Genomic DNA, 14,482 nt, shown 5'->3' on the forward strand with positions numbered 1-14,482 from the left:
TTATCTGGCATATTTTTATAATTTTGGCTCCATTGTTCTCTCAAAAAACACAAAACAAATGAAGGCACTTCAGGTTTTTAAAAAATTTCCACGCACATTTTGGGTTGCGAACTCAATGGAGCTCTTCGAGCGTTGGGCGTGGTACGGTTTCTATATAATGTTCGCTTTATATCTTACCAAATCTACGGATGAAGGAGCATTAGGATTCACCCAGGTTCAAAAAGGTTGGATCATGGGTGTCGGTACCGCCATATTGTATTTCCTCCCCCTCATTACCGGAGCTATTTCCGATAAAATCGGTTACAGAAAGACTTTATACATTGCCTACTCCGTTTATACTACTGCCTTTTTGGCGATACCCTTTTTCCATTCGTTTGTTCCCGTATTTATTATTTTCCTTTACCTGGCACTTGGCGCCGCCCTGTTCAAACCTATTGTATCGGCAACCGTTGCCAAAACTACCGACAAAACCACTTCTTCGATTGGTTTCGGTATATTCTATATGATGGTGAATATCGGGGCTTTCATCGGTCCATTCGTCACCAGTCATTTTCAGAAAATTGGCTGGGAATATGTTTTCATTTCATCGGCCGTGGTTATCGCCTTCAATTTTGTTTTGCTGACCTTTTTCTACAAAGAACCCCGACACGATGACGAGCCTGAAAAAGTAAAAGAACCTCTTGGAAAAAATATTTCTGGAGCATTTAAAAACATCGGCGTGGCATTGAGTGATGTCAAATTCGTGATCTTCCTGGTTATTATTGCCGGTTTCTGGACCATGTATAACCAGTTGTTCTTCACATTACCGGTTTTTATCGACCAATGGGTTAACACCTCGATGGTTTACGATTTCCTGCTCCAGTGGTGGCCCTGGCTGGCACACAGTATCGGAACAGAGCAGGGCACCATTCCGGCCGAGCTATTGGTTAATGTGGATGCGGGCTCCATCATCCTGTTCCAGATTATTATCTCTTCCATCGTGATGCGGATGCGTCCGCTGAATGCTATGACAGCCGGGATTTTTGTGGCTTCGATTGGTATCGGTTTATCGATGATGACTCATAGCGGTATGTTTGTGGTTCTCGCTCTTTTCATATTTTCCATTGGAGAGATGTCAAGTTCACCGAAAATCACCGAGTACATTGGCCGCATTGCCCCGCCCGATAAAACAGCATTGTACATGGGTACTTCGTTTCTGCCGGTTGCAGCCGGTAACTTTTTCGCCGGGATCATCTCCGGTAATGTTTACCAGCAAATGTCCGATAAAGTGGAATTGGCCAGAAACGAAATGGTCGCCCGGGGTATCAACCTGCCGGCCATCAGCGATAAGTTTACGCAAAACGACTTTCTGGAGGCAGCGGCCCACAAGCTTAACATGAATATGCACGAATTTACTATGTTCCTTTGGGACAAATACCACCCGTCGCATATCTGGATTGTGATAACCGGAATCGGTTTCGGCGCCACTCTTCTGCTATTCCTGTACGATCGCTTGTTACTGAAAAAGCAGTAAGCACACGATATAAAAAACTAATTCATCCGGAGCCAATGGAATTTCTCTTCCAGCTCCGGATTTTTTATTCCCCGCTACCGCTAAAAACTTTCAGAGCAGGAAAAATAAATGTATTTTCAGCCGGATTTATTATTGTCAACTTTCGCGAGAAGCTCTTAATTGAAATGCATTTCATGAAACAGTTATTTTCAACTCGTATTTCCCGTTTCACTATTTCGGCGGGGATTATTTTTGTCCTGATCTCATTCCTGAATATGAAATCTGCTTCCGCGCAGAACGACTATCATTTCTTCCAGTACACCGAGCCTTATTTGCCCGATACAACCGGCAACATTTATTTTGCTCTCGACAATACCAATTTCTTCAAGAATAACGAATACAGAGGAACGATAGCGACCGGAGCAACGATTCTGGGATCCTGGTTCCGCCCCAAAGTCGTTTACTACCCAACCCAACAACTCCGCCTCGAGTTGGGCGTGCATATATTAAAATATACCGGCCGCACCGATTACGAAAATATCAGTCCCTGGTTTACGGTTCGTTATCATCCAACCTCTGCCATTACCATTATTATGGGCAACCTGGATCAGGATGAAAACCATATGCTGCCGGAACCGGTTTACGACCCACAGCGGTTTTACACCGACAAACCTCAGGGTGGCATCCAGATGAAGTACAAAACAGAAAAGTTGTACACTGATATGTGGATCAACTGGCGGCAAATGATTCTTCCGGGTGACCCGTTCCAGGAAAAGTTTTCGTTTGGGGTCATGAATAAATGGACTTTGTTGGAGAACGGCACTAACCAGGTATCCGTTCCGCTGAGTTTTTTCGGTACTCATGCCGGCGGACAGATTAACGCAGGTCCATCCCGCGTGCGGACGTACATCAGTGTTTCACCCGGTGTGATGTTCAACCACAATACAGGCGGCCATTTCCTGACGGATATCGGAACCAACGACAACTTATTTATTACCACCGGCCCGAAAGACGATACCATCTCTCCTTTTTCGAAGGGACATGCCGTATTGCTTTCCGGTTACGTCAATACACGTTTGGGCGATATTACAGCGGCTTATTGGCGGGCTCATCATTTTTATGCGCCTTTCGGCGGAATATTGTACCAGAACGTTTCGAGCCGTTATCCCGGTACTTCGGTTGAGAACCGCGAGTTGGTCAACCTGAAGTATCATTTCGACAAAGCGATTACTGATCAAACCCACCTGGGTTTCATGTTCGATTTATATTACGACACCATCGAAAAAAAATCGATGAATGCAGCCGGATTGTACCTGGTCGTTAATTTTGGCGTCATTCCCCGAAAAAAAGTGCACTAAGTCCTGATTTCGATGAAAATGACGGGGACTTCATCAACAATTTTGTGAAAATTTTTAATCCGAAATGTTTTCCTTCACATCAACACCTTCTATCAAGATCTTTTGTATTGATTTTGTAGCAGTTATTTTTTCTCACCCCAGTTGTAAAATTGAAAAATAACAAATACTTTTGCAGTCCCGATTATCATCCATACTTGCAAATATGCATGGATGACGACAGCAAAACTGCCTTAGCAACAGTGCCGGAGAACCGGCGACCCGCTGTTCGGATTCCGGGAAAATGCATGTTCGTTAATATGTTGTTTCATTCATTAAATTAAAGAAGCAAGTGGATACGTTGAGTTACAAAACCGTTTCGGCAAATAGTGCAACGGTAAACAAAGAATGGATTGTGGTTGATGCCACCGATCAGACCCTTGGTCGGTTTGCAAGCAAAGTTGCCAAAATCCTTAGGGGTAAGAACAAACCGAACTTCACCCCTCACGTAGATTGCGGTGACAATGTAATTGTTATCAATGCAGAGAAAATCCGTCTTACCGGAAACAAGTGGAATGCCAAAGAGTATATCCGCTACACCGGATATCCGGGTGGTCAGCGTTCGCAGACTGCCAGTGAAATTCTGGCTAAACATCCGGAAAGACTGGTTGAAAAAGCGGTAAAAGGTATGCTCCCGAAAAACCGTTTGGGACGCAAGCTCTTTACCAACCTGTATGTATTTGTGGGCAGTGAGCATGACAAACAAGCTCAGAGCCCGAAAGTAATTAACATTGATAACATTAAATAAGTAACATGGAAATCATTAACGCAATCGGTAGGAGAAAAGCCGCTGTTGCCCGTGTTTACATCACCGAGGGTAAAGGTAATATCACTATCAACAAAAGGGACATCACTGAATATTTCCCGGTTGATACACTGCAATACATCGTTAAGCAACCGCTTAACCTGTTGGAAGTAGCCGGTCAGTTCGACGTTAAGGTAAACCTCGACGGTGGCGGCGTGAAAGGACAAGCTGAAGCGCTTCGTCTGGCTATTTCACGTGCAATGATCAAAATCGACGAAGAGAATCGTCCGAAGCTGAAAGCTGCCGGATTCCTGACTCGTGACCCACGCGAAGTGGAACGTAAGAAGCCAGGTCGTCCGAAAGCACGTAAACGCTTCCAGTTCTCTAAACGTTAATCTTATTTGCCGAATCATTAACAGATTTTGTTTAGCATCTAAACTGTCCGGACTCGGAGAGCCCGACTACCGGATGGTTGCCTGAACAGAACGTAAACAAAAACAATTTTATGCCTAGAACAGAATTCAAGCAATTACTCGATGCCGGTGTTCACTTTGGACACTTGAAACGTAAGTGGAACCCGAACATGGCTCCTTACATCTTCATGGAGAAGAACGGAATCCACATCATCGACCTTCAGAAAACCATTGTTAAAATCGACGAAGCAGCTGCTGCGTTGAAATCTATTGCCAAATCAGGACGTAAAGTTCTTTTCGTTGCTACGAAAAAACAGGCAAAAACAATCGTTTCTGAGCGCATCAAGGAAACCAATATGCCTTACATTACTGAGCGTTGGTCAGGTGGTACTCTCACCAACTTCCCAACTATCCGTAAGGCCGTTAAGAAAATGACCTCCATCGATAAAATGATGAAGGACACGAGCTGGGACAACCTCTCAAAACGTGAAAAACTGCAGATTACCCGTCAGCGTGCCAAGCTGGACAAAGTGCTCGGTTCTATCGCCGACCTGACCCGTTTGCCTGCTGCCCTTTTTGTAGTTGACGTGATGAAAGAGAAAATCGCCGTTCGTGAAGCTCAACGTTTGGGTATTCCCGTTTTCGCTATGGTTGATACCAACTCGAATCCGGAAGGAATCGACTTTGTGATCCCGGCAAACGACGACGCTTCTCAGTCAATCGATCTCATCATCAGCGTGATGAGTGAGGCCATGAAAGAAGGTCTTTCAGAGCGCAAAGTTGAGCGCGAAAAAGAAGGTGGCGACGAAAAACAACCGGCCAAGCAGAAACGCGGAAATCGTAAAGCTGCAGCTAAAGACAAAGAGGCTGAACCTGTAAAAGAGGAAGCTAAAAAAGCTGAGCCGGTTAAAGAAGAAGCTCCTAAAGCAGAACCTGTAAAGGAAGAAGCTAAAGAAGCTCCTGTTGCCGATGAGAAAAAAGACGAAGAAGCTGACAATTAATTGCATTCAAAAAATCAAATAAATCATTTCAACATGGCTATTTCTGCTGCTGAAGTAATGAAGTTGCGCAAAGCAACCGGCGCTGGTATGATGGACTGTAAAAAAGCCCTTGCCGAAGCCGACGGTGATTTCGACCGCGCTGTTGAAATCATTCGTGAAAGAGGTAAACTGGTAGCTAACAAGCGTGCCGATCGCGAAGCAACCGAAGGTGCTGTTCTCGCGAAGGTTTCCGACGATAATAAATTTGCTGCTCTGGTTGTCCTGAATTGCGAAACCGACTTCGTTGCAAAAAATGAAGGCTTTGTTGCTTTCACCGAAAAGATCCTGGATTTGGCTATCGCCAATAAACCAGCCGATCTCGATGCACTGAAAGCTCTCGATATGGATGGTCGTTCAGTTGAAGCTCATGTTACCGAGCAAACCGGTATCATCGGCGAAAAACTGGAACTCTCAGCTTACGAAACCGTTCAGGCTGAAGATACCATCGCTTACATCCACCCGGGTAACAAACTGGCAACTATTGTTGGCTTCTCGAAAAAAGTGGCTGATGAGCAGATTGCTAAAGACGTTGCTATGCAGGTTGCTGCTATGGCTCCGGTGGCTGTCGACAAAGATGATGTTCCTGCTGAAGTTGTTGAACAGGAACTCAAAATTGCCAAAGAGAAATTCCGTCAGGAAGGCAAGCCGGAAAACATGCTTGATAAAATTGCACAGGGTGCTTTGAACAAATTCTTCAAAGAAAACACTCTGCTGAACCAGGTTTACGTGAAAGATGGAAAAATGACCATCAGCGAATTCCTCGCTTCCGGCGACAAAGAATTGAGTGTAACCGGTTTCAAGCGTTATACTCTTAATGTCTGATTACGGTCAAGAATACATGAAAAAGCTGCTTCAATTGAGGCAGCTTTTTTTATGTCTGGAAGCTGAGAGCCACTGATTTTAAAAGAATATCCGGGAAACCGTGGAAAAAGCATTTTGAAAACTCGGCGGTTTTTATTGTTCATCGTATCTTTACCGAAATAAAATCCAACGCACTCATGGGAAAATTTAAACGTGTATTGCTGAAGTTGTCCGGAGAGTCCTTAATGGGTAACCAGCAATATGGCATCGACAGGAACCGCCTGACTGATTACGCCAATGAAATTAAAGAAGCTGTAGCCTTGGGCACCCAAGTCGGGATTGTTATTGGTGGCGGGAATATCTTCCGTGGCCTGAGTGGTGCCTCCAATGGTTTCGACCGCGTAAAAGGCGACCAGATGGGCATGCTGGCAACTGTCATCAACAGTTTGGCCCTTAGTTCTGCATTACAAGCAATCGGTGTCAAGACGCGTGTCCTTACCGCCATTCGGATGGAACCTGTCGGTGAATTTTATTCCAAAGAAAAGGCTATCGAATCGTTGGAAAAAGGCGAAGTGGTTATCCTGTCGGCTGGGACCGGCAATCCCTATTTCACGACTGATACCGGCTCATCACTGCGAGGCATCGAAATTGAAGCAGATGTGATGCTGAAAGGAACCCGCGTGGATGGAATTTATTCGGCCGATCCGGAAAAAGATCCAACGGCTACCAAATTCGATGAAATTACCTATGACGAGGTGTATAACCGGGGCCTGAAAATAATGGATTTGACGGCCACAACCATGTGCAAGGAGAATAATCTTCCTATCATGGTTTTCGATATGGATACGCCCGGTAATTTGCTTAAATTATTGAAAGGTGAGAAAATAGGCACGTTGGTGCATAATTGAAACAGCTGATTATCTGAAGTATATATTTAATACTTTGAAATCTTTCAATTTTTTCTAAATTTGTTTAAATCAACATCTTGGAAAATAATCGCTCTATGAACGAAGAAATTCAAATGATATTGGATGACGCCCGTACCCGAATGGAACAGGCGCTTGAGCATCTCGAAAAAGAACTGGCTCATATTCGTGCCGGTAAAGCCAATCCGCGCATGCTGGACGGCGTTATGGTCGACTACTATGGTTCGCAGACTCCCCTGAACCAGGTTTCCAGTGTCAGCACGCCGGATGCCCGTACGATCGCTATTCAACCCTGGGAAAAGAAACTGATCCCTGAGATCGAAAAAGCTATTATCAACGCCAATCTTGGCTTCAACCCAGACAACAATGGCGACATCATCCGTATTAATGTTCCTCCGTTAACTGAAGAACGACGCAAAACGCTGGTGAAAGATACGCACCGGGAAGGCGAGAATGCGAAGGTTAGCATCCGTAACGCCCGTAAGGATGCCAATGATTATCTCAAGAAATTGTTGAAATCGAAAGAGATTTCAGAAGATATGGAGAAGATTGGTATTGACGAGGTACAAACCATTACCGACGACTATATCAAAAAAGTTGATGAAGGAATGGAGAATAAGGAAAAAGAGATCATGACGGTATAACAACCGACTGTTTATAAAAACACAAAGGCTGCAATATTCATTATTGCAGCCTTTTTTATTTCGATGTATCGTATCTTTATTTTTCCCGGAGTTGCTTTACTTTCTCCATCAGTGAACCCACGCGGTCCCGATCCACCGGGTTCATCCAGTAACCTTCCTCCTTCAGCGACGAACCGATAATAAATCCATCGGCATACGGCCAGTAGGACTCGATATTTTCTTCCGATATGCCCGAACCGATCAAGACGGGCAGACTGGAAGCCCGTTTAGCTAACTTAACGTCCTCAATGGCGGCTTTTTTTCCGGTAGCTGCACCTGTGATAATTATTCCGTCAGAAAGGAAAAATTCGGCCGCCTGAATCGTTTCTTCCAGGTTCACATCAGCTGTGATATTGTGCGAGGCATGTTTTTTCCGGATATCCGTGAAAATCCCAACACTGTCAGCCTCTATTGATTTCCGGTATCGCATGACCAGGGCCGCGTCAGAATCCATGTAACCTTCGTCCGCCACATGACCGAAAACAAATCCCTCGGCCCTCACGAAATCGAGGCCGGCTGCTTTAGCAATGGCCACCGCATCGGTATTAGCTCCGGCCAACACCTGAATTCCGACAGGCAACTCAATTTCCCGCTGCACGGCAAGTGCTGCAGCCGTCATGGCGGCCGTAATCTCGGGTCCGACCTTCCGGTTTAAATAAGGCACATCGTGCATGTTTTCAATCATCACGGCATCCAGCTCGTGACTGTTGTAAATCAGGGCTTCTCTCACAGCCGTATCGATAATTTCGGCCATGCTCATTTTGTGGCGAGGTGTACCGGGCAACGCTCCCAAATGGACCATCCCGATAATGGCTTTTCGTTTAAATGATAACTTCACAATTCCGGATTTTATCTAAAACAAATCTATAAGGAAAGATAAAAATATTTGTCCACTCGATCCGGCCTTCCATACGAATTTTTATACAAATCCATACCTCTTCAATACCAAATTATGACTACCCGTGGGGAGTTTTCAACCGTTTTTTGTTAAGAACTTTCCATTTTTAATTCCTATTCATCAACAAAATATTTGTAATTTGAATATCGAAACCAATCGATAACCTCCCTCCTCTTTTTTAACGATTTACAGCGACCGCTGTAAATTATTTTTACACATTTTTTATCAACGAATAGCATATGTTCATACATAATAATCCACCTTCTTCGCATTCCTATCCCCCCACTCTCTTCCTATCGCAACTCAGATTTTAAGTATTGACGAAATTCGCACTTCCAAAAATTAGATTCATGGAATATGGGCGGTATGAAACTTACCATTGCATATTACGTTAAACTTTGACATATTATCGTCCGATAAATCAGATGGTGATTCTATCATCCATTCATAAATCAAATTTATTCATATATGAAAAGAATTATTTTCGCGCTCCTTTTTGTTCTCGGACTTTCCGTTAGTCCGACTTTTGCCCAGGGCGTGCACATTTACAATCCGAACGCCAACGCCACCGAGCAAATTGCAGCGGCAGTGAAGAAAGCCCATGCCGAGGGAAAAAACGTTTTTCTGCAGATTGGAGGAAACTGGTGTCCCTGGTGTGTAAAATTCCACGGCTTTTGCGACAATACCCCGGAGATTCATCAATTGATGGAGAAAAATTATGTCCGGGTGATGGTGAATTACAGCAAGGCAAACAAAAACCTGGATGTTTTGGCGAAACTAGGCTATCCGCAACGTTTCGGTTTCCCGGTACTGGTTATTCTGAATGACAAAGGGGAACGTATTCATACGCAAAACTCGGCATACCTGGAACAAGACGGAAGTTACAGCATTAAAAAGGTGGCAGGTTTTCTGAAAAACTGGAGCCCCGATGCGTTGAATCCGGCACACTACGCTTCGAAATAAAACCTTACCAAAAGCGGGACAGGCGTTCCGCTTTTTTTATTTCCTTCCGGGAAAAATCCTGATTTCCTTATTTAAACTGAAACGGTAAGCCACATTGGCCCTGATGTTCCCGGAACGATAATGAATCCGGGTACCATCAGGCGGTGCTCCCATCAGCATATCCATGTTCACACATGTTACCCCAATATACACTCGTCCAAATTGATACCCTGCCCCAAAACGTTCCGTCAGTTTATAGAAAGGTGAGTAGGTATGATAATCCCGGTTGTCCATATCGGTCAACGTGCTTCTCCCCACACCGATTCCACCGATGGCTGAGAGCATGATAAAAAAACGCTTATCGATAACAAATGTATGTGCATAGCCGCCGGTTGCCGCTACAGCCAGCCAATCCCATCGTTTAAAATTTATGTCGTTGTAAAAATCAGGTACCGCCATTCCGGAAGGAACAAATGACGAATCAGCGTCGGAACCGTCCCAGTATACACCGCCGCCGGCAAAGAAACTTCCTGCGCTCTTTTTCTGCCACTCATCCTGAAGAAATGGAGCCCGGAAACTGAACCGGGAATAATTGAAGTTGTAATTCATTTCCGCATTAACCGCATAAGCACGAATATCGGGTCGTGTATAATAGAAACCTTCCCGTGGAGGAGACTTCAATATATCGTGGCTGTTGTTGAGATACTGCCCCCAGAAAACATGCGAAAACAGATCGAAGGTTACCCGCCTGAGGTAAAGATGTGTTTGAAAATCGAGGAAGGTGGTTTTACCGTATTTATCCACCGGCATTCTCATCGATGGCAGACTAAAACCCGCATTAATTCCCAATAGCTTGTAGTTGATACCAAAACCAACCAGGTAGTTGTTGCTGGGCAGGTAGTCAAGCTTTTTGTTTAGAGAACCGTCAATGAGTTGTTGCCCCATGTATTTACGGGACGTATACAACCTGACCACAAGGTCGTTCTTGTAAGAGGCAATGTAGCTGCTATCCGGAGGAGAATTCAGTTTATTCAGAAACGAACCCTGTCCGCTGACATGACCGGAGAGAAAAGAAAATAAAACCAGAAAAAGAATCAACCGCATAACCCCATTTTACAAATCGTTGCAAATTTCGCGGGGGGAAAGGTATAAAAAAAGAGAGCGTCAAGGCTCTCTTCATATGCTCTTAATTTTCCTTTTTAATCAGTAACCAGGCATCACGGAACTGCTTGTACTTATCGCGAATATCCGTCACCTTTTCCCGGGCCGTATTCTCGTCATCGTAGCTGTCGACACAAACTCTGTACAAACCGTTTTCGTTTACGAGAATTCCCGGATAAAAACCTTCGTGCATCAATTGATTTTTGAACTTCTGAGCATTCTGATACACACCAAAACTACCCAGGATAACGTAAAACCGTTTGCTATCAAGCGATTTCTCTTCTCCGTCCGGCACACTGACTTTTTCTTCCTTCACCACAATCTTCGGCGCATTATCAATCTTCGTCGTTTCCGGTTCTTTCATCTGTTCGGGAGTGGTGGTTTCCGGCATTAAGTGTTGGGTTTTACAACCGAAAATAAGAGCCAGGCTAAGTATAAAGAAGACTTTGAGAATTTTCATAAGTACAAAATTAAGAATAGGAATATGTAAAACGAATATAAGAATATTTTACCAGTTGCTTATCATTTCATTACAGAGGTGCTGAAAAATATGCCGGCACGATGTTCAGTCTTCCATGGAAAAGCAAAGTTTAGCACAAAAAAAGTGGCACTGTTGTGCCACCCTTTTTTATGTCATCGGATACTGAAAAATGGGCGTTCCCGCTTTTCCTTTCTCTTTCATCATCTTTATCTCTTCCGCCGACAAAGGTTTTATCCGCGAGGAAAGCTCCAGCGCCATTTTAAACAAGTCTTCGTTGCCCGGAGGAAGCGCGGCTGTTACCGGATGCGAAAGCGTGAACCGAAGCCCCATCAGTGCCTCTTCCGGATCGGTTAATGGTTGATACCAGCACTTGGGAACTTTATTGGTTGCGCCTTCCGGATACGGACTCTTGGCCATGGCTTTCAACGCCAGAATGCCCATTTGTTTGCTGTGCGCCCTTTCCAAAACCTGTGGACCGAAATTTCCTGCGTACCACGTCGTATAGTTGACAGGGAAGAGGATGGTATCGAAATCATGCTGATCCATCAGAGCGTTGGCCGCTTCGACGGAGTGTGCAGAAAAACCGAGGAAGCGAACCTTCCCTTCATTTCGGGCAGCGAGGAACGTTTCCATGGCGCCACCCGGAGCGAAAATTTGTTTCACATCGTCGAGGGTCGTCACGGCATGCAACTGGTACAAATCCAAATGATCGGTTTTCAGCCTTTTCAGCGATTGCTCCAACTCTTTCCGCGCTCCTTCTTTCGAACGCTCGGTTGTTTTACATGCCAGGAAAACATCTTTCCGGTAAGGCTGCAATGCCGGTCCCAATTTGATTTCAGCATCGCCGTAACTGGGAGCAACATCAAAGTAATTAATTCCATAATCGATGGCTTCGCTCACCCTGGAAGATGCTTGCTGCGGTGTTGCATCCATCACCACAATTCCGCCAAAGCCGAGCATCGATAATTTTTCACCGGTTTTCCCCAATGAGCGTCTCTCAATTTTCCCGGGAGGAGTCTCCCTAATCATACCAGCCAGATCGGCCGGAAAAAGACTTAGAAGAGGAACGGCACCTGCCGTTGTTTTGATAAAATTTCGTCTTTTCATAACCACGGTCATTTTTTAATGGATTTTCAAAAAAAGCGACTGGTTGTACCCGGAATAATGAGCACACCAGTATTCTGATTGCGCAAAAAATTCCTGCTTCGTTGGTGGAAATATCGGAGGATCTGGTCTTCCTAAGTCAGATTTGGAAAAGCACAAATAAAGTTATGAATTTTTAAACAGGAATGGAATCGAACATCAGCCTGTACTTCTAGATAGCTATAATGCTCAAATTGAATGCTTCGCATAGCTATGTACCGACATAACAAAATCACTTCCTTCGCCGGGTTTGCTCCAGATCTCAAGCTCTCCTTTGTTCTGATGGGCTATCTCGCGACACAACTGCAATCCCAAACCGGTTCCCTTTTCGTTATTGGTCCCGGCAGAGGTGAACTCAATTCCCTGGCGAAGTTTCTGCAGGTCTTCCTCGTTAATCCCTATACCGTCATCCTTCACATGAATTTCAAGTCGGTTATCTGCAACCGAGCGAACAAACACCTTGATGCTGCCACCTTCAGGGGTGAATTTTATGGCATTGGAAACCAGGTTGCGAACGGCCAACTGTATCGAGTTCGAATCGATAACGGCTTCATATTCCTGAGTCAAATCAAGTGTCAGCGCAATTGATTTTGACTGAGCTGTTTGCTCCAGTTGCTCAATACTGTTCTTCAATATCTTGTTCAGGCTATGCCTCTTCAATTCGTATTGCACCTGGTTGTTCCGGCTTCGTCCCCAAACCAACAGGTTATCGACCAAACCAACGAGCGAACGGGCTGAAACCTTCATTTCCTTTCTTAATTCGCGGCGGCTGGCGTCATCCAATTCATCGCCATCCATCAACTCCATCACCTGAACGAAAACAGCCAACGGCGAACGCAAATCGTGCGCAATGATAGAGAACAGTCGATTCCGGCTTACCACATCCTCCTTCAAACGTTTGTTTTGTTCCGATATTGACCGGTTCTTATTCTCAATCTCTTCTCTTTTCTGATTAATCTCTTCCGTCCGTTCATTCACCAGCGACTCGAGGTTGGCATTTACCAGCTCCAGCTCACCCGTCAATTTCCTTTCGTTCCGGATGGTCATGACAAACCGCTTTAACATGATGGCTGTCTCGATGTAAATAAACACCACAAAACCGTACTTCATCAGGTACTCACCGTAATGAATCTCGAAGGCATTGGCGACCAGTATGTCATGTAAAATGATGACCAGGATTAGGCTAATCCCAATCAAATGGTAACGGGCGAACAAAACTTTCCGACCGGCCATCTTCAACGAGAAATAGAAGATCAATATGCCTGAGAGGAAAACAAGCGCATAAAAAATGAACAACGAATACGCGAATATCCTGACCGGCAGAAACAGTATCCCCAGGCCACAGAAAACGGTTATGTAGGTTACCAGCCGATTCCAGGCATAAAATGCCTGATTCCGGTAGAAATAATAGTAGTACCAGTTAAAGAACATCAGGGCCAGGAAGGTCGACAAATATTCAATCCTGATGAGCCAGGTCCACGATGGTGTGAACAGGTCGTTGATCAGGAAATTGTCGTTGACCAGGCTACGCACGACGACAAACCAGAGCGAAAGACTGAAATACAAAAGGGATTTCTCTTCACGGTAGTAAAAAGCAAAAATGGAATAGAAGATTCCAAACGTAACAAGGAATATCAGCGCCGAGAAAACAAAGTAGTTGTCGTGCCGCATCTGTCGGCTGACCGATGCCGGCGTTCCCAAATATACAGGCTTCCAAAAACCACCTCTTCGATGATGAAAATTGGATACCTGAATGACAATATCAACAGGTTGCTTACCTGCAATAAACTGGACATGTCCGGGACGGTAACACGGAACCGACGAATCAGTTGAAGTCCCTACTTTTCCATTCTTGTAACGGAGTTTACCATCGATAAAAAGTTTGAAGGCAGAATCGAAAACGGGAACCGCCAGGCTTAATGTGTCACCATGAGCTCCCGGGATGGTCAAACGGGCATGATACGTAGCATACCCGCTTCCGGGAAGAGACTCTCCATCAATGGAATATTCGGTCCAGTAGGCAGGTATTTTGACCGTTCGAGGCTTTTCGCGAAAAGAGCGTCCCGAAGAAAGACTATCGGGACTGACCAGCTGTTTCCAGTAGAATTCCCAGGTGCCGTCCAGTTTGACGGGCTCCCCCTGCTGCAGCTTCTCCAAAGGGATGTTCACGATACCCTTCGAAACGAGCTCGGCTTTTGAACGACCGGGCAAACTGCTCCAAATTATCAGCAAAAAGAAAATATATAGTGGTCCCTTTTGTCTCATCCTTTCTTTTTAAAGCGCATACCATCAAACCACACATAACCAGACGACTAGAGCAAGAAACACTTCTTCCTCCGGTGCCAAATAAGTCGGGTTATTCC

At 44.9% G+C, this 14,482-nt stretch carries 14 protein-coding genes; 9 read left to right on the forward strand and 5 right to left on the reverse strand.

Features of this window, described 5'->3' with window-relative positions; translation table 11 throughout:
* The first annotated feature begins 58 nt into the window (after positions 1–58).
* The 8 genes from AC060N_RS19930 to frr all read left to right on the forward strand — a co-directional run bounded on the left by AC060N_RS19930 (position 59) and on the right by frr (position 7,455).
* A complete protein-coding gene (locus tag AC060N_RS19930; protein ID WP_479525246.1) occupies positions 59–1,513 on the forward strand; it encodes an MFS transporter in 1,455 nt (484 codons plus the stop codon).
* Positions 1,514–1,686: 173 nt separating this feature from the next.
* Positions 1,687–2,850 carry a hypothetical protein gene (locus AC060N_RS19935; protein WP_479525247.1) on the forward strand — a complete coding sequence of 388 codons (1,164 nt, stop codon included), beginning with the start codon at positions 1,687–1,689 and terminating at the stop codon, positions 2,848–2,850.
* 328 nt (positions 2,851–3,178) lie between these two features.
* Positions 3,179–3,634 carry a 50S ribosomal protein L13 gene (rplM, locus tag AC060N_RS19940; RefSeq protein WP_479525248.1) on the forward strand — a complete coding sequence of 152 codons (456 nt, stop codon included), beginning with the start codon at positions 3,179–3,181 and terminating at the stop codon, positions 3,632–3,634.
* Positions 3,635–3,639: 5 nt separating this feature from the next.
* Complete coding sequence (rpsI, locus tag AC060N_RS19945) at positions 3,640–4,026, forward strand: 30S ribosomal protein S9 (RefSeq protein ID WP_479525249.1); 387 nt, start codon at positions 3,640–3,642, stop codon at positions 4,024–4,026.
* Between the two features lie 110 nt (positions 4,027–4,136).
* Positions 4,137–5,045 carry a 30S ribosomal protein S2 gene (gene rpsB, locus AC060N_RS19950; RefSeq protein WP_479525250.1) on the forward strand — a complete coding sequence of 303 codons (909 nt, stop codon included), beginning with the start codon at positions 4,137–4,139 and terminating at the stop codon, positions 5,043–5,045.
* Positions 5,046–5,078: 33 nt separating this feature from the next.
* Positions 5,079–5,906: a translation elongation factor Ts gene (gene tsf / locus AC060N_RS19955; RefSeq protein ID WP_479525251.1), complete on the forward strand. Its 828-nt coding sequence runs from the start codon at positions 5,079–5,081 to the stop codon at positions 5,904–5,906.
* Positions 5,907–6,082: 176 nt separating this feature from the next.
* Positions 6,083–6,793 carry a UMP kinase gene (pyrH, locus tag AC060N_RS19960; RefSeq protein ID WP_479525252.1) on the forward strand — a complete coding sequence of 237 codons (711 nt, stop codon included), beginning with the start codon at positions 6,083–6,085 and terminating at the stop codon, positions 6,791–6,793.
* A gap of 95 nt (positions 6,794–6,888) precedes the next feature.
* Positions 6,889–7,455, forward strand: coding sequence for a ribosome recycling factor (gene frr / locus AC060N_RS19965; RefSeq protein WP_106540840.1), 567 nt, complete (start codon positions 6,889–6,891; stop codon positions 7,453–7,455).
* A 76-nt stretch (positions 7,456–7,531) separates the two neighbouring features.
* Here the strand turns inward: frr and AC060N_RS19970 are convergent, their stop codons facing one another.
* Positions 7,532–8,332 (reverse strand): BtpA/SgcQ family protein, encoded by an 801-nt coding sequence (locus AC060N_RS19970; RefSeq protein WP_479525253.1) that lies wholly within the window; start codon positions 8,330–8,332, stop codon positions 7,532–7,534.
* Positions 8,333–8,860: 528 nt separating this feature from the next.
* Between AC060N_RS19970 and AC060N_RS19975 the strand changes: the two genes are divergently transcribed.
* A complete protein-coding gene (locus AC060N_RS19975) occupies positions 8,861–9,355 on the forward strand; it encodes a thioredoxin family protein (protein WP_479525254.1) in 495 nt (164 codons plus the stop codon).
* Positions 9,356–9,391: 36 nt separating this feature from the next.
* Here AC060N_RS19975 and AC060N_RS19980 read toward each other — a convergent pair whose 3' ends face one another.
* The 4 genes from AC060N_RS19980 to AC060N_RS19995 all read right to left on the reverse strand — a co-directional run bounded on the left by AC060N_RS19980 (position 9,392) and on the right by AC060N_RS19995 (position 14,384).
* Complete coding sequence (locus AC060N_RS19980; protein WP_479525255.1) at positions 9,392–10,438, reverse strand: DUF4421 family protein; 1,047 nt, start codon at positions 10,436–10,438, stop codon at positions 9,392–9,394.
* An 82-nt stretch (positions 10,439–10,520) separates the two neighbouring features.
* Positions 10,521–10,955 (reverse strand): SPOR domain-containing protein, encoded by a 435-nt coding sequence (locus tag AC060N_RS19985; RefSeq protein ID WP_479525256.1) that lies wholly within the window; start codon positions 10,953–10,955, stop codon positions 10,521–10,523.
* Positions 10,956–11,123: 168 nt separating this feature from the next.
* Positions 11,124–12,083 (reverse strand): aldo/keto reductase, encoded by a 960-nt coding sequence (locus tag AC060N_RS19990; protein ID WP_479525257.1) that lies wholly within the window; start codon positions 12,081–12,083, stop codon positions 11,124–11,126.
* A gap of 225 nt (positions 12,084–12,308) precedes the next feature.
* Positions 12,309–14,384 (reverse strand): sensor histidine kinase, encoded by a 2,076-nt coding sequence (locus tag AC060N_RS19995; protein WP_479525258.1) that lies wholly within the window; start codon positions 14,382–14,384, stop codon positions 12,309–12,311.
* Positions 14,385–14,482: the final 98 nt, after the last annotated feature.

Source organism: Prolixibacter sp. DSM 2831 (assembly GCF_056493735.1).